Origin of the sequence: Enterococcus innesii (assembly GCF_022846515.1) — a bacterium.
GTDB lineage: Bacteria > Bacillota > Bacilli > Lactobacillales > Enterococcaceae > Enterococcus_D > Enterococcus_D innesii.
Genome location: NZ_AP025635.1, coordinates 505,297 through 523,992, shown reverse-complemented (window position 1 = coordinate 523,992; position 18,696 = coordinate 505,297). Strand labels below are relative to the sequence as shown.

Annotated in this window: 20 protein-coding genes; 7 read left to right on the top strand and 13 right to left on the bottom strand. The window is 43.7% G+C overall.

What is annotated here, in order from left to right:
* Positions 1-50: 50 nt before the first annotated feature.
* The 8 genes from ENLAB_RS02520 to ENLAB_RS02485 all read right to left on the bottom strand — a co-directional run bounded on the left by ENLAB_RS02520 (position 51) and on the right by ENLAB_RS02485 (position 7,355).
* On the bottom strand, positions 51-629 hold the full coding sequence (locus ENLAB_RS02520) for a TMEM175 family protein (RefSeq protein ID WP_244352441.1): 579 nt from the start codon (positions 627-629) through the stop codon (positions 51-53).
* 99 nt (positions 630-728) lie between these two features.
* On the bottom strand, positions 729-1,289 hold the full coding sequence (locus ENLAB_RS02515) for a TetR/AcrR family transcriptional regulator (RefSeq protein WP_081118019.1): 561 nt from the start codon (positions 1,287-1,289) through the stop codon (positions 729-731).
* Positions 1,290-1,291: 2 nt separating this feature from the next.
* Complete coding sequence (locus ENLAB_RS02510) at positions 1,292-2,215, bottom strand: phytoene/squalene synthase family protein (protein ID WP_200124807.1); 924 nt, start codon at positions 2,213-2,215, stop codon at positions 1,292-1,294.
* The gene (locus ENLAB_RS02505) at positions 2,205-3,692 is read right to left on the bottom strand and encodes a phytoene desaturase family protein (RefSeq protein WP_200124805.1); all 1,488 of its coding nucleotides are present in this window, start codon (positions 3,690-3,692) and stop codon (positions 2,205-2,207) included. Before ENLAB_RS02505 ends, ENLAB_RS02510 begins: the two co-directional genes overlap by 11 nt.
* Positions 3,689-4,405, bottom strand: a complete 717-nt coding sequence (locus ENLAB_RS02500) for an ABC transporter ATP-binding protein (RefSeq protein WP_005235241.1) — start codon at positions 4,403-4,405, stop codon at positions 3,689-3,691. The genes ENLAB_RS02505 and ENLAB_RS02500 overlap by 4 nt, the downstream gene beginning before the upstream one ends.
* An 11-nt stretch (positions 4,406-4,416) precedes the next feature.
* Positions 4,417-5,481 (bottom strand): ABC transporter permease, encoded by a 1,065-nt coding sequence (locus tag ENLAB_RS02495; RefSeq protein WP_005235249.1) that lies wholly within the window; start codon positions 5,479-5,481, stop codon positions 4,417-4,419.
* Between the two features lie 313 nt (positions 5,482-5,794).
* The gene (locus ENLAB_RS02490) at positions 5,795-6,442 is read right to left on the bottom strand and encodes an HD domain-containing protein (RefSeq protein WP_077454464.1); all 648 of its coding nucleotides are present in this window, start codon (positions 6,440-6,442) and stop codon (positions 5,795-5,797) included.
* A 22-nt stretch (positions 6,443-6,464) separates the two neighbouring features.
* Positions 6,465-7,355 (bottom strand): dihydrodipicolinate synthase family protein, encoded by an 891-nt coding sequence (locus tag ENLAB_RS02485; RefSeq protein WP_195264975.1) that lies wholly within the window; start codon positions 7,353-7,355, stop codon positions 6,465-6,467.
* Positions 7,356-7,691: 336 nt separating this feature from the next.
* Here ENLAB_RS02485 and ENLAB_RS02480 point away from each other — a divergent pair, with 336 nt between their 5' ends.
* From ENLAB_RS02480 to ENLAB_RS02470, 3 genes are read left to right on the top strand one after another with little or no spacing between them, the layout of a single operon-like run.
* Positions 7,692-9,524: a beta-glucoside-specific PTS transporter subunit IIABC gene (locus ENLAB_RS02480; protein WP_244352440.1), complete on the top strand. Its 1,833-nt coding sequence runs from the start codon at positions 7,692-7,694 to the stop codon at positions 9,522-9,524.
* 47 nt (positions 9,525-9,571) lie between these two features.
* On the top strand, positions 9,572-11,035 hold the full coding sequence (locus ENLAB_RS02475) for a glycoside hydrolase family 1 protein (protein WP_244352439.1): 1,464 nt from the start codon (positions 9,572-9,574) through the stop codon (positions 11,033-11,035).
* A 20-nt stretch (positions 11,036-11,055) separates the two neighbouring features.
* The gene (locus ENLAB_RS02470; RefSeq protein ID WP_244352438.1) at positions 11,056-11,904 is read left to right on the top strand and encodes a PRD domain-containing protein; all 849 of its coding nucleotides are present in this window, start codon (positions 11,056-11,058) and stop codon (positions 11,902-11,904) included.
* A gap of 66 nt (positions 11,905-11,970) precedes the next feature.
* Here the strand turns inward: ENLAB_RS02470 and ENLAB_RS02465 are convergent, their stop codons facing one another.
* Positions 11,971-12,336, bottom strand: a complete 366-nt coding sequence (locus tag ENLAB_RS02465; RefSeq protein ID WP_244352437.1) for an HIT family protein — start codon at positions 12,334-12,336, stop codon at positions 11,971-11,973.
* Between the two features lie 209 nt (positions 12,337-12,545).
* Between ENLAB_RS02465 and ENLAB_RS02460 the strand changes: the two genes are divergently transcribed.
* The 4 genes from ENLAB_RS02460 to ENLAB_RS02445 all read left to right on the top strand — a co-directional run bounded on the left by ENLAB_RS02460 (position 12,546) and on the right by ENLAB_RS02445 (position 15,424).
* Positions 12,546-13,526 carry an aldo/keto reductase gene (locus ENLAB_RS02460; protein ID WP_244352436.1) on the top strand — a complete coding sequence of 327 codons (981 nt, stop codon included), beginning with the start codon at positions 12,546-12,548 and terminating at the stop codon, positions 13,524-13,526.
* 75 nt (positions 13,527-13,601) lie between these two features.
* The gene (locus ENLAB_RS02455; protein WP_244352434.1) at positions 13,602-14,006 is read left to right on the top strand and encodes a MerR family transcriptional regulator; all 405 of its coding nucleotides are present in this window, start codon (positions 13,602-13,604) and stop codon (positions 14,004-14,006) included.
* 67 nt (positions 14,007-14,073) lie between these two features.
* On the top strand, positions 14,074-14,634 hold the full coding sequence (locus ENLAB_RS02450) for an NAD(P)H-binding protein (protein ID WP_216681831.1): 561 nt from the start codon (positions 14,074-14,076) through the stop codon (positions 14,632-14,634).
* 166 nt (positions 14,635-14,800) lie between these two features.
* On the top strand, positions 14,801-15,424 hold the full coding sequence (locus ENLAB_RS02445) for a YitT family protein (protein WP_081118031.1): 624 nt from the start codon (positions 14,801-14,803) through the stop codon (positions 15,422-15,424).
* Between the two features lie 46 nt (positions 15,425-15,470).
* Here the strand turns inward: ENLAB_RS02445 and ENLAB_RS02440 are convergent, their stop codons facing one another.
* The 4 genes from ENLAB_RS02440 to ENLAB_RS02425 are packed head-to-tail and all read right to left on the bottom strand — an operon-like array spanning position 15,471 to position 18,550.
* Positions 15,471-16,235: an ABC transporter permease gene (locus ENLAB_RS02440; protein ID WP_244352432.1), complete on the bottom strand. Its 765-nt coding sequence runs from the start codon at positions 16,233-16,235 to the stop codon at positions 15,471-15,473.
* Complete coding sequence (locus tag ENLAB_RS02435) at positions 16,232-17,143, bottom strand: ABC transporter ATP-binding protein (RefSeq protein ID WP_074931699.1); 912 nt, start codon at positions 17,141-17,143, stop codon at positions 16,232-16,234. The genes ENLAB_RS02440 and ENLAB_RS02435 overlap by 4 nt, the downstream gene beginning before the upstream one ends.
* On the bottom strand, positions 17,140-17,367 hold the full coding sequence (locus ENLAB_RS02430; protein ID WP_074931695.1) for a PLD nuclease N-terminal domain-containing protein: 228 nt from the start codon (positions 17,365-17,367) through the stop codon (positions 17,140-17,142). The genes ENLAB_RS02435 and ENLAB_RS02430 overlap by 4 nt, the downstream gene beginning before the upstream one ends.
* Positions 17,360-18,550 (bottom strand): helix-turn-helix domain-containing protein, encoded by a 1,191-nt coding sequence (locus ENLAB_RS02425; protein ID WP_142424362.1) that lies wholly within the window; start codon positions 18,548-18,550, stop codon positions 17,360-17,362. Before ENLAB_RS02425 ends, ENLAB_RS02430 begins: the two co-directional genes overlap by 8 nt.
* Positions 18,551-18,696: the final 146 nt, after the last annotated feature.

Here is an 18,696-nt window from a genome sequence, read left to right as displayed (position 1 = left end):
CTGCTTTTGCGCAATCATTCATCGCTTCTATGAGAAGGACGCAAGTGTTTTTATTGTTTTAAAAAGGTTTCTACTTTTTTCTCAGGGATCACCCACAATAATAGCACGAGACTATCCAGCGTGATGATAAATAGGGGATGGATCAGCCAGCCGAGGAGCAATGCCAGCACATTGATAAACAATGTAAAATAGAGTTTCTTATATCCGCGAAACAGTTCTACGATGGCTTGATTGTCAGGATTGGCACGAACCAACATCTTTCCGACTAAGAAATAGCTAAAATCCGTCAATAATATGACAGCCCCGTATAGCAGCTGAGGGGCAAGAGCGACTGGATAACGACTGACCCATGACGTCACGAAAGGAAAGAGGGTCAGTGCCAGGATCAATAAATGATTCGCCCACAAGGTCCAACCGTCGATTTTAGATACTACTTGAAATAGATGATGGTGATTGTTCCAGTAGATCGCTAACATCACAAAGCTGATCAAATAAATAATAAATTGCTGTTCCACTCCTAAAAAAGAAGCAAAGGTATCGCCTTCGGGCTGGTGCAATTCCAGTACTAATAAGGTCATTACGATCGCAGTGACCGCATCCGTAAAGGCTTCGATTCGATTTTTTGACATGTACATCCATCCTTTTAAGTTTCTGTTTACTGGATCAGTGTACGCGATTGTCAGAAATTCGTCGAATGATTATTCTCGGGACAAAAGCCCACGTTCCACTTATTTCGCCATTGGCCCATTGCCTAATGCACCGAATAAAAACAAATCGATCGCTTCTGGCATTTTGTCTTCTTTTCCCGGTGAGTCCAAATGAGCCGCCATTAGTACTAACAACTGACTGGTGACAAATTCTGGGTCGACATCCGAACGGAGATTGGAATCACTGCGACGAAACAAGTCAAGAAACGGTTCTTTGTAATTTTTCCGCCAAAGCAAGTACAGTTTTTTAGAAGTGTCCTCAGAAACGGTATGCTGAATGTCGTGCATCATCATATAAAAATTGATGCGATGCCGACTTCTTAAAAAAAGAAACATGTTTAAGATTTTTTCAGAGATCGTCAAGGAAGTATCTTCAACGGTCTGATTTAGTTTTCCAGAAACCTCTTGTGCCAAAGAGACCATCACTTCATAATAGATGGCTTCTTTGCCTTTGAAGTGATAATAAAGATTGGGTTGGGTGATGCCGACGGCTTCTGCGATCTGTCTAGTAGAAGTTGCTTGATACCCCTGCTGCATAAACAGGTTTTCTGCGACTCGTAATATTTTTTCCCGCAAGTTCAAAGTCAGCCCTCCCAACGTTCCTGACGAAGCATTTTTTTCGCGGTGAACAAAAGTTGGATTTTCCGTTGTTTCGGTACCGCTGTTTTTTCAGCAAAGACTTGATAGTTGTTTTTGCGAATCACAGTCAAGATTTCCCGATAGATCAAAGCAGCTGCTAATAGAGCTTCACGGCAATCTTCATCGATTTGCGGCATCATGACAAAAGATTCTTGATAAAGCGTCTCTGCCAGTTGCGCCTCGTGTTCCCACATCTCGATAAACTGCTGGTTTTGATTGCCAGAGGCTAATGCTTCTCGCGAAAGGTTGAATTGCGCCAAGACCGTTTGCGGCAAATAGATGCGGCCCATCCGCAGATCCTCGCCAATATCACGTAAAATATTGGTGCGCTGCATCGCTTCACCCAATTTGATGGCGGGTTCTTGAATCGCAGTGGCTGCTTGCGAGAGAATCGGCAAGAGCATCAGACCCACACTGCCAGCTACGTAGTAACTATAGTCAGAAAGCTCTTTTTCAGAGGTGGGCTGCTGGAAGTCAAGGTCTTGTTTTTGCCCAACCAATAGATCGAAAAAGGGTTGAAACTGCAGATCAAACTGTTGGAAAGAAAGGGTCAATGCCCGCCAAATGGCTTCATCAGGATCTTCTTCTTTGACGGCTTGCGGCAAGTCGATCGCATCGTCTGATACTTGTTTTTGCATTTCTTCCAAGCGTTTTTTCATGGCTTCGATCAACAAAGGGTCTTGCTTTTCATCGACGGCATCATCGGCGCGTCGGCAAAAGGCGTAGACGGCATAGACGGCGCGTGCTTTGTCTTTTGGCAATTGAGAAAAGGCGGTATGAAAGTTTTTTGAATGCTTTTTTATGATGGCCTCACAGTATAAAAAATCGTTGTCGTATTCATCAAAGACGCTTAATGATTTAACGGTCATCTTTTAACAACTCCTCCACAGCTAACTTGGCACTTTGCATCACGATTGGCACACCCGCTCCCGGATGCGTACTGCTGCCGCAGAAGTATAAACCTTCTGCATAATCAAATTTATTATGGGGACGATAGTAATTGCTTTGCGCCAAGGTTGGTTTCAACCCAAATGTCGCACCATTGTAGGCATTGAACCGGTCATTGAACGTATCTGGCGTATACATTTTTTCATACACGATGTGTTCATCGATATCCGTAAAGATCGTTTTTTCTTTTAATAATCCAATGATCTGCTGGCGGTAGCTTTGGATCGTTTCATCCGTCCATTGATCAAATTTAGATAATTCAGGCACTGGGACTAAAACATAAAGACCTTCTTGACCATCAGGTGCTAAGGAAGAGTCTTTCAGGGTTGGACGATACAAGTAGAAGGAAGGATCTTCTGGCAGTTTGCCAGCTTCGAAAAGATCGTCTACATTGCGTTTGAAATCATTGGCAAAATAAATGCTGTGGAGTGCGCTATCCTCATATTTTTTGTCCAGACCTAAATAAAGCAAGAAACAAGAACAAGAATAATCCATCGAAGCGATTTTTTGATTGGTGTATTTGCCGCGTTTTGATTCATCAGGAATCAAGCTTTCCATGGCATAAGGAAAATCAGCCGCACAAATCACGGCATCTGCGGTAATCGTTTCTCCATTGACACGAACGCCTTTGGTTTGCTTGTTTTCGATCAATAATTCATCGATCGGGGTATTGTAATGGATCGTACCGCCTAATTCTTGGAACAAACGTGCCATCCCAGTGGCTAGCGTATACATGCCGCCTTTGATGAAATAGACCCCATACATCAACTCGATCATAGGGATGATGGTATAAAGGGACGGCCCTTGGTAAGGGGAGACACCGATATACAAGGTTTGAAACGCCAATGATTTTCGCAGGCGATCATCTTTGACAAATTTAGAAATAGAAGAGTAGGCGTCACTAAACGTCCGCAGCTTTAACCCTGCCCATAAGGATTTGGGATTGTAAAAGTCTCGCCATGTCCGAAATGATTTGGTGATGAAGGACTCTTTGGCGATCACATAGCGTTTGTAGATATCTGCTAAAAAGGCAAAATAGCCTTGAGCATCTTCTTCCGAGATCGCTTCGAGGGTTTTGGTCAATTCTACTAAGTCATTTGAGAAGGTCAGCGGTTCGTCTTGAGCAAAATACAGCTGCAGCATCGGATCGACTTTCTCCATAGGAATATAGTCATTCGGATCAACGCCAGCAAATTCAAACACTTCACGATAAATTTCCGGCATCATCACGATGGTGGGGCCCACATCAAAGGTAAAGCCGTTTTCCTTGATCTGATTCATTTTGCCCCCAGGTTGCCCTTCTTTTTCGTAGAGGGTGACGTCATAGCCAAGTTTTTGCAAACGGACAGCAGCAGCTAATCCTGACACGCCCGCACCGACAACAATAATTTTTTTCATGCTTGCTCCTTCTGCGAATCACTTGATTCGGCTTCTTTTTTCGTGTGTTCTTTTTCTTCTAAAACGCCATCCTTCATGACGAGGACCCGATCACAATAATCTGTTAAACGGGTATCATGGGTCACCATAATGGTGGCTTTTTGTTTTTCTTTGGTTTCTTTCGCTAAGATTTTGACGACTTCGACGGCTTTTTTTGAATCAAGACTCGCCGTTGGCTCATCTGCCAAAATGATGGTGGGATCATGATAGAGCGCTCGGGCAATAGCCACCCGCTGCCTTTCACCACCAGATAGTTCATCGGGGTATTTGTTCTGCAGCTTTTCAATCCCTAGTTGTTCAAACAATTCAGTAGCTGATTGCTCTTGGGGTTCTTTGCTGACCTTATCCACCAATTGGAGTTGCTTTTTGACCGTCAAAAAAGGGACAAGGTTGGAAGCTTGTAAAATAAAGCCGATCTTTTTGAAACGAGTTTTTGCCCGTTGCTTTTCTTTTTGTTTACTGAAGGGTTCGTCATTGATAAACACTTCGCCTTCAGAGGGGGCTTGCAGACCACCGGCGATCGTTAGAAAGGTACTTTTCCCAGAGCCGGAAGGACCGATGATGGCGACAAATTCGCCTTTTTCTACCGAGAAGTTGGTTTCTTTCAAGGCTTCAATCGTCGCGTCACCATCTTTAAATGATTTTTTGACTTGTTTGAATTCAATGGCACTCATGTTTTTTCCTCCTATCCGATTGCTTTCAATGGGTCGATTTTTACAATCGTTCGCACCGAGAAGAAAGCACCTAGCATCGCGATCAGAATCATCATGACACTGATACTAGCAAAGAATAATAGATTGATTTGGAAAGGCACTGCCGCAGGTAACACGAGGGCGGTACCGATCGTTGCCAACCCACCGATCAAAACACCCGAGGTTGCCAATAAGAACGTTTGGGCGATCACCGAAAAAGCAATGTAGCGGCTAGAGATCCCTTGGGCTTTCATGACACCGAAAATTTCTGATTTTTGCATCGTTAGCACATAGATGAAAATTCCGATAACGATGGCAGCGATCACGATCAAGAACCCGATCATAAAGCCAAAGGTCAGCACTTGTGCGTTGTAACCAGGCAATTCATTAATAAATTTGCTGATATCCGTAGCGACCAGATCATCTGGCACTTCTTTGATTTTGCCACGAGTTACGATCGCGTTGATACGGGCATTTTCAGAATCATCTTCTTTTTCAAAACGAATTTCTTGATAGGCACCGATCGACGTGTAGAGGACCGGAGCGACACTGAAGCGGGCGTTATCTGTAAAACCGACGATTTTTAATTTTTTGTCACTGCCGGCTAATTTGATGGTGTCACCAATGGAAATCCCGTATTCTTCCTCAATACTGCTGTCGGCGACCGCTTCATCATCTGACGCAAACATCTCGCCATCGGTAATATTTGGTGCTAAAAATTGATCTGGATCAATGCCGAAAAAGGTGACATCGACTTTTTCACCGTTGTCTTCTTTGGTCACAACCCCAGCGGTTTGCGCCAAAACTGCTTTTTCTGGTGCATCGACTTCATCATAAAGACTGCGAGGAAGCATCGACATGTTTAAATTATCATTTGCTTCTTCGGTCAACAAAATTTGATCTGCCTCCCATTTGTCGACCGCCATCCGATTATCTTGAGCCAACCCGTAAGCTAACCCAGTTAAAAAAAAGACCAAATAGGCGATTAAAAACATGACCCCTGTGACTAGGGCGTAACGCAATTTGGAATGGCGTATTTCATTGATTGCCAAAAACATAACGATTCCTCCTACTATTTTATCACTTGATAAAATAAAAATACCATTTTTTTTATTTTCAGCAAACTATCTTGCTTACAAAGAGTAAATTCGGTTAAAAAAAGGAGGTTATGTAGAAGGGGCGTCTGTTGATTGAAGAAAACCAGTTGCTGCTCCCTGATTTCAATAGGCGCGAGGGAGCAGTGAAGGAGAGGGGGGACTATAGTGAAAAAAGAACTAGGATAACAGTAAAAGCCCTCTGATTCAGCGCACACACAGAAGCGACGCTAAATCAGAGGGTTTCTATTTTAAAGAAAGTTGTTGGAATGAATTGTTACTTGTCAGTTTCTCCACTTGTAGCGATAACTAACGGCACGATTTTTTCAAAGGAGTGACGGAAGCTTTCAGGTTGTGCTAATTTTTGATAAATGATCGCCAAACCGTCTTGGTTTTTGCTATAATCCAACCAAACCTTCAGCTCACTTTGAGGACCGTATTTCTTTGAAATGTACTGATACGCTTCATGATGCAATTGTTCTAAATCTGTGAGCTGCTTTTTCTCATAAGCAAAAAGCAAGGTTCGCTTGAGGATTCGCTCAAAATCTAAGTCGCGATCGGCTTCGGAAATAATTTTGCCATAAAGCGAGCGAGGCTCATAGGGCAGCGAGGCGCGATGATCTTCTACAGCTTCACCGATCATTGAAATGACTGAAGGAGAGAAAAAGCGTGGCAACACAGCATCTTGTTCAACGATCTTGCGAGAATTGCTTTCGTGGTTTTTGCGGCCATAGAGCAAGCCGATATCATGGTAGGCAGCTACCGTATAGACGATATTCAGGTCAACAGGCAATGTTTCAGCAATCTCAAAACTATTTTGGATCACTTGGTGGACGTGCGCTGGGGAGTGACTGCTATCCAATTGGTTGTATTGCGGGATGATGGAGCTTTCAATATAGTGCTTTAGGTGTGGATCAATCTTCATTTGTCTGGTTCTCCTGCCTTTCTTATGCTAGATCAGGGGGAATTGAGCCAGTGCCAAACCGATCACTCGTTTCTAGACCTAGCGGCTGACGACAAAAGCCAAAGGGCTGTCCATCAATGGTGATTTGTTGCTTAAGCCACGGAAGATAGCTGATGGTATCTGTTGGATCGCCGGCAGCTGCTTGTTCCATTTTCTGCCATTCATTCGACGTCGAAATCGTTGCATCGCCTTTCAATAAGCCCTGCCAAATCACCTCGATCTCCTTGGGACAAAGGTTGCCTGCCATTGATGACAGACCGTTAAACCCTAGTGCGACCTTTTCCGCCAAGTCCGCTTCACCACCAGCATAAAAGCGAAAATCGACAGCCGTCTTTGTTTTTAGTTGAGGTACTCGCTCTTTACTGCCAGCTTCCTTTAAGCCGATCACCCGAGGGTCAGCGATTAAGGTCAAGAGACTTTCTGCAGATAAATCAAAGCCCGTGCGGCGGGGATTGTTGTATAAAATAACTGGTTTTTCGCAAGTATTGATCAATCCCTGAGCATAGAGCACGGCTTCCTTTTGGCTCAGGCAGAGATAAGGGGGAAAGCCTAAAACCACACCATCGATTCGGGGATTTTTGCTGATTGCTTCTGCCAACGCGAGCGTTTCATGAAATACGATGCCAGCTAAACCGAAGAGGAATTCGAAATCGGCTGCCCAGCTGGTTTCTTGCGCTAAGGCATGTAGAAGCTGTCTTTTTTCTGTCAAGGTCAATGAGTGCTGTTCACCGGTGGAGCCGCACACCAAAACCGATTTGATCCCTAGTTTTTGCAGCTGCAAGATATGGGCAATCGTCCTTTTCGTGTCAAGTCTTTCTTCATGATCAAATGCTGTGGGGACGGCAACATGCAGTGAGTGATTCAATGGCGTCATTCGATTCATCCTTTCTTGTGATACGTTTAGCCAGCGATGTTCTTCTTGCTTCTGGTGCAAGCCAAGGAAGACGAAACAACTGATTATCCATTAAGTGTAGCAAACTTCTCGTTTCAGCAAAAGGCTTAGCAAAATATTTTTAAAACGGTGGTTGCGTTTTCAAAAAAAGCATGGTATTATGCAAGTAATAAAACAGGCATGTGACTGGTAATGCAGGCAGGACCTATAAAAAACATGGAAGGGATCGTTGGATTCCGTTCAATGTTTTTGTAGGTGCTGCCTGCTTTTTTCTTTGTTTGGCCAACAAAGGAAAACTAATTAAAGGAGAAGAAAATTATGAATGTAAAAGAAACGGCAACTGCCATCGTTGAGTTGATTGGCGGAAAAGAAAATATCGCACATTTGGAACATTGCTCCACACGCTTGCGCTTTACCTTAAAAGACAATAGCCTCGTACAAAAAGATGCCTTGGAAAAAGTCGATGGCGTGATTGGGGTGCGACAAAATGTCCAATGCCAAGTCATCATCGGCAATGATGTCGTCGAAGTGTATGATGAGGTGATGAACGTGTTAGGTCATGAGCTAACAGCGGATGGAGGAAGTGAAGCGAAACAAAAACAATCGTGGGGGGCGGTCCTGCTTGATTTTATTATCTCGATTTTTCAACCGTTGATTCCAGCGGTCGCTGGTGGGGGCGTCTTGAAATCCTTACTATTACTTGCTTCTGTCACTGGATTGATGGACAATACGAGCCAGACGTATCAAATTTTGAATCTGATCGGTGGCGCACCATTGTATTTCTTACCGATTTTAGTGGCGATCACCACGGCAAATAAATTAAAGGTCAACCAATTGGTGGCGGTTTCCGCTGTCGGTGCCTTGATTTTGCCTGAACTAACGACACTATTGACAGATGGCGCAGCGTTCATGGGCTTCGGTTTACAAAATATCGCCTATGCGTCACAAGTATTTCCAGCAATTTTAACGGTTTTATTTTACGCTCAAATTGAAAAGCTGTTTACCCGAATCTCACCAAAACCGATCCGTATCTTCTTTGTTCCGATGATGAGCTTAGTTATTACGGTTCCAGTTGCTTTATTGATTTTAGGCCCATTAGGCTTTGAAGTCGGAACGATTTTCTCAGCAGCGATCATTTGGCTGTATGCCCATTTAGGTTGGGTGGCAACAGGGATCTTAGCCGCTGTTTTACCATTAATGGTGGTTACCGGTATGCACAAAGCCATGATTCCCTATGCTGTTTCGTCCATGAGTGAGATGGGGGCAGAGCTGTTATACTTGCCTGCCTCATTGGCACATAACATTGCAGAAGCTGGTGCTTGTTTTGCGGTGAGTGTTCGGACCAAAGACCAAAAACTTCGTTCAACCGCTGTTTCTGCAGGCATCTCCGCCCTTTTTGGCATCACTGAGCCTGCTTTGTATGGGGTGACGATCCTGCATAAACGAGTGCTTTACGGCGTGATGGCTTCCAGCCTAGTTGGTGGAGCGGTGGCTGGGTTGTTTGCCATCAAGGCCTTCGCATTAGTTGGCCCTGGCCTAGCAAGTATCACTATGTTCGTAGATGAAGCCAACCCGATGAATCTTGTGTGGGCTTTGGTCACGTTAGGGATATCCTTTGCTGTTTCCTTCGTCCTTGTCCTTTTCTTATTCAAAGACAAAGTAGTAGAAAATAAGACGACTGTTGCCGATCCGAAAGCCGAAGTATTGAGTAAACCAGTAGAAGGTCAAGTGGTAGCCCTCTCTGAAGTCAACGATGAAGTCTTTTCAAGCGGTATGATCGGAGAAGGGTTCGGGACCATCCCGACGTCTGGCGAATTGATCGCACCAGAAGATGGCGAGATCACGATGTTGTTTGAAACTAACCATGCGATCGGGTTAAAAACCCGTAATGGCGCAGAATTGCTCTTTCATATCGGCTTGGATACCGTTCAATTAGAAGGCAAACACTTTACCCCTTATGTAAAAGCGGGGGATCAAGTGAAACAAGGGCAACCCCTGATCCAATTTGATCTAGATGCCATCAAAGCAGCTGGTTTTGATCCAATCGTGATCTGTGTGGTCACCAATCAAGAAAACTTTACGGTCAAACCGATCGAATCAAGCGATGAGCGCAACGACCAAGGTGTTCTATCGATCGCACCGCTCGTCTAAACAAATCAGCAATGCAACAAAAACAATGTAAAAAGGAGATTGAACAAATGACTAAAACAACTTTTCCAAAGGACTTCTTATGGGGCGGCGCTATCGCCGCAAATCAAGTAGAAGGAGGTTGGAATCTTGGCGGCAAAGGTTTGTCGGTGGCAGATGTAGCGACTTACAAACCGCATGTCGACGTGAAAAACTATGCAGCACACATGAGTGTGACTGTTGATGCCGTCAAAGAAGCAATGGCGGATCAAACGTATACCATTTATCCAAAGCGCCGAGGGATCGATTTCTATCATCGCTATCCAGAAGATTTGGCTTTGTTTGCGGAAATGGGCTTTAAAGTACTGCGCCTGTCGATTGCGTGGACCCGCTTGTTCCCAACCGGGGAAGAAACGACACCTAATCCAGAAGGGATCGCTTTTTACCGCAATGTCTTCCAAGAAATGCAGCGCTTGGGGATCAAACCGATCGTAACGTTGTCTCACTATGAGATGCCGCTAGCGCTGAGCTTGAAGTACAATGGCTGGGTGGAACGCAAAGTGATCGATGACTTTGTCCGCTTTGCGACCGTCTGTTTTGAAGAATTCGGGGAATACGTGGAGTACTGGTTGACCTTTAACGAAATCGACAGTATCCATCGTCATCCCTTTACGACAGCAGGCCTCATTCCTGAGCAATCAGAAGCTGGCAAGGAAGAGCAAGATGTGTATCAAGCCCTTCATCATCAATTTGTGGCCAGTTCATTAGTGACCAAAATCGCCCATGAGATAAATCCTGACAACAAAGTCGGCTGTATGATCACGAAGTTGATGACCTATCCATTGACTTGTGACCCACTGGATGTTGAATTGACCTTAAAGAAAAACTTGGAAAATGATTTCTATGCAGACGTTCAAGTCAAAGGTGCTTATCCGCGAATGATTGAAAAAGATCTGGAAAAGCGCGGCATCAAGATTGAAATGGCACCAGAAGACCGCCAAATCTTAAAAGATCACACCGTTGATTTTCTCTCCTTTAGCTATTATATGTCTATGGCTGAATCAGGTGATCCAAATGCCGAACGGACGCCAGGTAATACAGTTTTAGGAGTAAAAAATCCCAAGCTGCCATCCACTGAATGGGGCTGGCAGATCGATCCTAAAGGCTTGAAAATCTCCTTGCTTTCATTGTATGATCGGTATCAAGTGCCATTGATGATCGTTGAAAATGGCATGGGGGCCATTGACATCCTCGAAGATGGGCATGTGCATGATCCGTATCGGGTCGATTATTTCAAGGCACATTTCAAACAAATGAAGGAAGCCATCGATGAAGGGGTCGATTTGATTGGTTATACTTCATGGGCACCGATCGATCTGGTCAGTGCGGGGACGTCACAAGTGACGAAACGTTATGGCTTCATTTATGTGGATGCCGATGATGAAGGTAATGGCAGTTATGACCGTTTGAAAAAAGATTCCTTCGACTGGTACAAAGAAGTGATCGCCACCAATGGCGCAAGTTTGGCAGAATAAACAGTGAGGAGCGAGAGTGCATGATTTACATCAAGAAAGTCTTAAATTCAAGTGTCGTACTTGTTGATAAGGAAGGCCAAGAAATGATTGCACTTGGGAAAGGTATCGGCTATGGAAAGAAAGTCGGCGACAGCATAGCCGATACCCAGATCGATCAAGTTTTTCTGCCAATCGATGAAAAAAAATCGGGTCAGTTTGCCGATTTGGTGGATGAGATTCCGTTGTACTATTTTGAAATGACCAAAGAAATCGTTCAGCTAGCGCAAAAAATGTTGCCTTATCCGCTAAATTCAACGATTTACCTCACCTTATCGGATCACTTGCACTTTGCTGTGGAACGTCAGCAAAAAGGCTTGAGTGTGACGAATCGGCTCTATTGGGAAATCAAGAATTACTATACGGAGGAATTTCGAGCCGCCGAACAGGCACTAGGCTTGTTGAAAGAGCAGTATCAAATTGATCTGCCGGAAGAAGAAGCCTCCAATATCGCGTTTCATTTGATCAATGCCCAGTCGAACACCGAGGAAAATCAAGATGGGCTGAAAAAAGCCAAATTGATCGGGTTGATCGTCAATATGGTACGCTACTCGATCCAGCAAGACGTCAACACCAATTCGATCCATTACAATCGCTTTATTACCCACGTGCGTTTCTTCGTTGACCGGTTCTTTTTGGATGGTCTGCTGCAAGAAGAAGATGAAGGACTATACCGTCAAATGTGGGCTCTTTATCCAAATGCTATGGAGATCGCGACAAAAGTCAAAGCCTATATCGACAAAGAATATCAAACGAAGATCCCTGTCAATGAAATCGTCTATCTAGGCGTTCATATCAATCGGTTGATGAACCATTCAGCGATCAATTCCTAAGCGTCCTTATTTTAACAAACCCAAACAAGCCGTTTCCCTTCACTGGAGGAAACGGCTTGTTTGGGTTTAGTAGGCTTGCATGTTAGGAATCACGCCACGAACGCCACCTTTTGGCTGCTCCACGTCGCCTTGGTAACGTGGGATCAAATGACAATGGCAATGAAAGACCGTCTGTCCAGCAGCCTCCCCACAATTGAAGCCGATGTTGAAGCCGTCTGGTCGATAGGTTTCCAATAAATAGGCTTTGCCTTTCTGCAACAAGGCCTGCAAGTCTTGTAATTCCTCTTGGGTGAGGGCAAAATAATCCCTGCGATGCGCTTTGGGGATCAATAGCAGGTGTCCAGGGGTGACGGGGTATTTATCAGCGATCGCATAAAAGCGTTCGTTTTCAATGATCGCATGTTTTGAGGCAGTACAAAAAATACAAGTCAAAATCTTCCGCTCCTTTTTTATCAGCTAGATAGCTTATCGATACTTGGTTTTAGTTTACCAAAAGCTGATTTAAAAGAATACACAATGCTAATGAAATGGCATTTTGATCATTTGCGAGTAAAATGAAAAAAAGTTTGCTGATACACTTGACTTAGAGTGCACTTCAACCTGTATGCTTAGTGTAACTTAAAAAACAGGAGGACGTACAAATGGACTATGTAAAATTTGGTAATACAGGACTTGATGTGTCACCTTTGTGTTTAGGGACAATGGGATTTGGCGATCCCAACAGCGGGTTTCATGAGTGGGTCTTAGAAGAAGACGACAGTCGTGAAGTCATCAAAAAAGCCTTGGATCTGGGCATCAACTTTTTTGATACGGCAAATGTCTATTCTTATGGAGCGAGCGAAGAAATCGTCGGTCGAGCATTGAATGATTTTGCGCCCCGGGATGAGATCGTGGTTGCCACAAAACTGTATTCAAAAATGAAGCAACGGCCAAACAGTGGTGGGCTGTCTCGAAAAGCGATCTTTTATCAAGTCGAACAAAGCTTAAAACGCCTACAAATGGACTACATTGATTTGTATATCATCCATCGTTGGGATTACCACACGCCAATTGAAGAAACCATGAAGGCACTACATGATTTGGTGGTTTCTGGAAAAGTGCGCTATATTGGTGCATCCGCGATGTATGCTTGGCAATTTGCCAAAGCGCAAGCAGTCGCTGAAAAAAATGGCTGGACCAAATTTGTTTCGATGCAAAATCACTTGAACTTGCTTTATCGAGAAGAAGAGCGAGAAATGATGCCCTTGTGTACCGATCAAAAAATTGCCGTGACGCCATATAGCCCACTGGCAGCCGGACGTTTAACAAGAGATTGGGGTGCAGAGACCAAGCGGTACTTAACGGATAAAACCGCCAATCAAAAGTACGACAAAACGATGGAACAAGACCGGGAGATCGTGGCGCGGGTCGCACAAATTGCTGACAAACACCAAAGCAAGCGGGCGCAAATCGCCTTGGCTTGGTTATTACAAAAAGAACAAGTGGTCGCACCAATTATTGGCGCAACAAAAGAAAGCCACTTATTGGATGCATTACCAGCCCTTGACTTGAAGCTGACAGCCGAAGAGATTGCGTATTTGGAAGAACCTTACTTGCCTCATGCAGTGGTAGGGGCGGTATAACGAGTAACAAAAGGGCTTCTGGCTCGTAGCATGCAAAACGATCTAGGAAAAAATGCAAAACAAGGAAGTGAAGCCATGAATATCAAAAAAGTCAGTGAACTGAGCGGTGTCTCGGCTGATACCATCCGTTACTATGAAAAAATTGGGCTGATTCCGCCGATCAAACGCAATAAAAACGGTGTTCGTGAATTTGATGATGACGACTTAAAGTGGATCAGGTTTGCAAGGCAAATGCGCAATGCTGGATTATCGATTGAGGGTCTAAGTCATTACCTGGCTTTATTTGAAGAAGGACGAGAGACGGTTCCTGAACGAAAGCAGCTCCTAGCAGACCAAATAGCGGTACTGAGGGAGAAAATCTCTGATATGACGGAAGCTGTCGAGCGCTTAGAATACAAACTTGAACATTATGATGAGCATGTTTTACCGACAGAAGAACGATTGCGTCAACGAAAAGCCAATTTAGTCACTAAGTCTTAATGACTGAATTTGTTGCAATGGAAACCAGAAGCATTCTGCATAATACAATCGAAAAGAAAGGAAGCTTATGAAACAACTTGCGATTTTAGGTGCTGCTGGGACGATTGGGCAGCTGACACGTAAAAAAATTTTAGAAAGAACCAATTTATCCCTGGTACTTTATGCTCGTCGTGCAAAGGAGCGTTTGCAATCAGCAGATCCAGAACGTGAGACCATCATAGATGGTGACTTTCTTGACTTGGGTCGACTGGTTCGTGCCTTTCAAGGATGTCAGTATGTTTGTCTGACGGATATTCACGATTCGCGGGCAACGCTACGGGTGATCGAAGCAATGAAATTAGCAGGCGTCAAAAAGTTGATCAGTATTGCACCAGAAAGAAACCTGTGTCAGCCAGAGGCATTAAAGCAATTGGCAACCTCATCTGATCTTTCCCTTCCCCCAAAAACGCATCAGCTGCTTTTGCAGCAAAAAAATCGGTTGATGTCCTATCATTTGATTGCGGGATCAGAATTGATTGTTTCCTTTGTCCATTTGCCGTCAGAGAAGGAACGCATGGCGCAGCGAAATGCCTGGCAAAAAGCGATCGCAGATGAGATTCTGGCGATATTTCATGGTTGTGCTGCATAAGGCCACCTTCTCTGGTGAAAAAAACCAAGAATACTTTCTAGAAGGTCAGAATCAATTTTTTCATGTTTTCATGAAAAAATTGGTTCTTTCTTTTAGTGTTTTTTTGATAGAATAAACAGAAGCTTTTCTACATAAAAATAGGTGCCAGATTGAAAGGAGAACGTTGATGGACTCATTAATCAAAAAAAATCTTGCTTTATTGCTTGGGGTGCTGTGGATTTGCATTGCTTTAAATTTTTTTCTGTTACCTCATAGCATTGCTTCTGCCGGCGTTGGTTCGATTGGTTATCTTATTGAAACTGGATGGTCCATTAATCGGCACATCATTGTCTGGGGCATCAATTTATTGATGTTGGCCCTTGCGTTTTTACTTTTGAAACGAGAGGTCTTTGTCAACACGGTTATCGGTAGCTTGGCATTTCCCGTTCTACTGGCGCTTTTACCCGAAATCATGGTACTGCGCTTTTATTCCATCTCATTGATTTTAGGTAGTTTCTTCTTTAGCTTCGGCATCTTTTCGCTCTATAAAATTGGTGCTTCTAACGGTGGCGTAACGATCCCACCGCTGATTTTGGAAAAATACTATGGCATTCGCAGATCTAGTGGGGTTTTCTTAACTAATTTGATCATCATCTTGCTGAACCTTTTGATCTTTTCTTGGCAAGAAGCGCTTATTTCTGCCTTTTCAATTTACTTGATTGCCTTCTTCATGCGGCTCTTCATGCGGCTCGAGCAAAGAATGCAGGCTAAAAAATCTGTTGAAGTCCAAGAGACAGCAAAAGTAGAGTGAAATAGCAGTAACAAAACATCGGTGCAAAAATCTGCACCGATGTTTTTTAATATTTTCTTTTTCTTAGAACAGCTATGGCACCAGTCAAACAAGCGATGATCAAAAAGCAAGTTAACAACAGTGCTGGCAGCAGTTCCCCTAACTTGATTTGGTCGGTTAAGTAGTTAGGAAATTGGCTGGAAAGGGAGTAAGGGTTCCAATTTGTTAATTGACTCCACAGATTGCCTAACATACCCATCAGATAACAGACACCAAGAAACAACAGTCCTTGATAGATACTTTTAGCAAAGCTAGAACCTAGCAGCAGGATGCTGATCGCTAATAAACCGAAGAGCCAATAGCTGACCAAAGCGCTAGGGACTTGAACAGCGCTGTCATCATGGAAATAAATCATCGTATAAAAAGCACTGACACTGGCACTTAGGAGGAAACTCAAAGACCAAAGGATCGATAAATAGCAAGCTTTGGCTAAGACGATCGTGGTTTTCGGTAAGCCTTTCGTGATCAGTTGAATAAAGGTGCCATGACTGATTTCGGCGGAGATCGTATCGGTAAAAAGAATCACAAACACTAGTAACCCGATCGTGCCGATGTTGCTGTAAAACTGAAGCCATGCATCGATCGAAGTCGGATCAGCAATCGTGATCTGAATTGATTCTGGCACCATACTGGCCATCAGATCGGGCATGATTTTCGCTGTAAAGGGAGAAAGCATACCAATCAGGGCAAACAGGATCAAGCAAATCAACAATTTCTTATTGCGAAGGCCGCCGAGAAATTCTTTCTTTAAGAAAACAAGAAACGTCTTCATTTGATCACCTCCAAATAAATCGCCTCTAACGTTGGTTCGATTCGTTGAAAGGATTCAGGTACTATCTGTTGTTCATTGAGCAATCGCAGCAACTGCTTTCCAACATTCGTGTCAGCAGTTTCGTCGATCAGTAATTGATTGTTCTTTCTTTTCGCCGCAATGCCGTGGGATGCTAACACATTGGCAAATTTCACATGCTCACCTTCGTCGGCAAAGGCAATCCCAAAGGCGGTTTTTCGATAACGGTTTTTTAAGGAATCCATCGTTTCAAATGCCCGGATCTGGCCTTTATGCAAAATCGCAATGTAATCTGACAGCTGCTCGACATCTGCAAGAATATGGGATGAAAAAAGAACCGTTGTTTCTTCTTTGATTTTTGCCAATACATCAAGAAACGCTTTGCGACCTAAAGGGTCTAGTGCGGATGTTGGTTCATCGCAGATCAAGATGGCGGGGCGGTTGATCAGAGCTTGGGCTAACCCGAGACGTTGTTTCATACCACGAGAAAAGCCAGCGATTTTTTGTTTCGAAGCTTCTAGACCTACCAATTCTAAGACTTCTGTTACCCGCTGAGGTTGAAAAGGTTCTTGATTGGGCTGGATTTTTCCGCAGAAAGTCAAATATTCTGCAGCTGTCATAAAAGAGTAAAATTGCGGCACGTCTGGCAGATAGCCGATCCAGCGATTGGTCTTGGCTGAGCCAAATTGCACCGGTTCGCCACAAACGGTGATTTCTCCTTCATCAATGGGGAGTAATCCTAAAATCGCCTTCATGGTCGTTGTTTTGCCGGCACCATTTTCTCCGACAAAACCCACAACGCTGCCCTTTGGAACCGAAAAGGTTAGGTCTTGCAGCACTTGTTTGTGCCCAAAACGCTTGGATAAATGATTGATCTCGATCATCTTCATTGTTGGTCCTCTTTTCCGAAAGCAAAATAAAGGATAGGACCAATCAGGCTAATACAACATGATATTAAAAGCCATAACGTGCGAGAGCCAAATTTAAACTGTTCCTGCTTTAAAATATCCCGAACTGACAGGACGATTAAGACCAGTTGTAAGATAATTAGGGGAATCAGTATGGGCAAATAATCAGCCATATTGTTTGGAATATTTAGTTGAACACTATCCATGGGAATCACTCCTTTGGGAATTAGATGCTTGCTCAGCTAGTTTGCTCAAGCGCTGAAATAGTTCTTTAAATGGGGGTTTTTCTTGATACGGTTCAAACAAGGGTGTCAGCTGTGCTAATTCAATAAATTGTTTTTTGACACTACCTGAGTTACGCGGGATCTGACTGCCTAATTCTAATTCACTGATCCACTCATCGATGCTGTTGAAATAATCATCTCCTTTCAAAACGATTTCTTCAGGTGTTGTTGCTATCGTTTTGACGTACTTTTCTAATGCATCTGCTAGTAAGTCCTCTTTTCCTAAAGCGGCAAAAGAAACCATTCCAGCGGCTAAAAAGTTCAGCACAGAAATAGGATGCAGTTCGGCCAGATGGAAGCTCTCGCTGAGTGCCAGTCCACGTGCATAGGTTTTTTCCAGTTGCTCCTCGTCTTGTGTGAGCATTGCTAAATAATTCGTCAGTAAGCTCATAAAAATAATCAAGTATTGATAAATCGCACTTTGAGTAACGATCTCAGCTTGTTGCAACTGATTGTTTTGCTGAAATGCGGCGGCAATCAACGGTTCGCTAGGTAAAAAAGAGTGAGTTTTCGTGCCAAGGATCGCCAAGACTTCTTCTGGCTTGTTTCTCATCAGCAGACAATAAGCATCGATCTGTTTCGCTTGTTGTGCCAGCTCACTGTCTCCTTGGTCCATGATCCGTTGGTACAGGGTTTCTGCTTCCTTCAAATAGGTGTTTTTCTTCGCTTCCATTAGAGCGTTTTCGTAAGTTTGTCCTTCTGGGATGCTTCCTACAGGGACATCCGGCAGTAGATCCCAATGATTTAAGTAAAAGGACCCCATCTGTAATAAGAACGGATAACAAGAGTAATACCGTTTGGTAAAACTTTGAGCAAGAGCGAGAACTTCCGTCGATGTTTTTGTTTGGAAGGCGTCTTTTAATAGTTGGTAAATCCGTTGAATCTCTTTAGGGGATAGCTGCGAGTCCAAAATCAATAATTCATCGACGCTGCAATCAAAATACGCTGCTAATAAGGGCAGCGAGGTGATATCTGGATAAGACTGTCCCGTTTCCCATTTCGAAACGGATGCTTTGGACACATTCATAAACACTGCTAATTCTTGCTGGGTAATACCTCGTTGTTTTCTTCTCCGAGCGATTTCCTCGCCAATTGGTAAGTCCATAGTGCACCTCCGATAGGTTTGTTTGGTATACTTCTATCATAAGAGGAGAAGGGATGACTTACAATGGATTGCTAGTTAATTTTTGGTTGATTTAATTAACTAAAAGTTGATTATAAGACAAAGTATTCCAATCTTTGGGAAAGAGA

What these genes read in the sequence shown, in the direction of transcription:
- ENLAB_RS02520 (WP_244352441.1), bottom strand. Translation starts at nt 629, where the DNA reads ATGTCAAAAAATCGAATCGAAGCCTTTACGGATGCGGTCACTGCGATC.
- ENLAB_RS02510 (WP_200124807.1), bottom strand. Translation starts at nt 2,215, where the DNA reads ATGACCGTTAAATCATTAAGCGTCTTTGATGAATACGACAACGATTTT.
- ENLAB_RS02505 (WP_200124805.1), bottom strand. Translation starts at nt 3,692, where the DNA reads ATGAAAAAAATTATTGTTGTCGGTGCGGGCGTGTCAGGATTAGCTGCT.
- ENLAB_RS02500 (WP_005235241.1), bottom strand. Translation starts at nt 4,405, where the DNA reads ATGAGTGCCATTGAATTCAAACAAGTCAAAAAATCATTTAAAGATGGT.
- ENLAB_RS02495 (WP_005235249.1), bottom strand. Translation starts at nt 5,481, where the DNA reads ATGTTTTTGGCAATCAATGAAATACGCCATTCCAAATTGCGTTACGCC.
- ENLAB_RS02490 (WP_077454464.1), bottom strand. Translation starts at nt 6,442, where the DNA reads ATGAAGATTGATCCACACCTAAAGCACTATATTGAAAGCTCCATCATC.
- ENLAB_RS02485 (WP_195264975.1), bottom strand. Translation starts at nt 7,355, where the DNA reads ATGACGCCATTGAATCACTCACTGCATGTTGCCGTCCCCACAGCATTT.
- ENLAB_RS02480 (WP_244352440.1), top strand. Translation starts at nt 7,692, where the DNA reads ATGAATGTAAAAGAAACGGCAACTGCCATCGTTGAGTTGATTGGCGGA.
- ENLAB_RS02475 (WP_244352439.1), top strand. Translation starts at nt 9,572, where the DNA reads ATGACTAAAACAACTTTTCCAAAGGACTTCTTATGGGGCGGCGCTATC.
- ENLAB_RS02470 (WP_244352438.1), top strand. Translation starts at nt 11,056, where the DNA reads ATGATTTACATCAAGAAAGTCTTAAATTCAAGTGTCGTACTTGTTGAT.
- ENLAB_RS02460 (WP_244352436.1), top strand. Translation starts at nt 12,546, where the DNA reads ATGGACTATGTAAAATTTGGTAATACAGGACTTGATGTGTCACCTTTG.
- ENLAB_RS02455 (WP_244352434.1), top strand. Translation starts at nt 13,602, where the DNA reads ATGAATATCAAAAAAGTCAGTGAACTGAGCGGTGTCTCGGCTGATACC.
- ENLAB_RS02450 (WP_216681831.1), top strand. Translation starts at nt 14,074, where the DNA reads ATGAAACAACTTGCGATTTTAGGTGCTGCTGGGACGATTGGGCAGCTG.
- ENLAB_RS02445 (WP_081118031.1), top strand. Translation starts at nt 14,801, where the DNA reads ATGGACTCATTAATCAAAAAAAATCTTGCTTTATTGCTTGGGGTGCTG.
- ENLAB_RS02440 (WP_244352432.1), bottom strand. Translation starts at nt 16,235, where the DNA reads ATGAAGACGTTTCTTGTTTTCTTAAAGAAAGAATTTCTCGGCGGCCTT.
- ENLAB_RS02435 (WP_074931699.1), bottom strand. Translation starts at nt 17,143, where the DNA reads ATGAAGATGATCGAGATCAATCATTTATCCAAGCGTTTTGGGCACAAA.
- ENLAB_RS02430 (WP_074931695.1), bottom strand. Translation starts at nt 17,367, where the DNA reads ATGGATAGTGTTCAACTAAATATTCCAAACAATATGGCTGATTATTTG.
- ENLAB_RS02425 (WP_142424362.1), bottom strand. Translation starts at nt 18,550, where the DNA reads ATGGACTTACCAATTGGCGAGGAAATCGCTCGGAGAAGAAAACAACGA.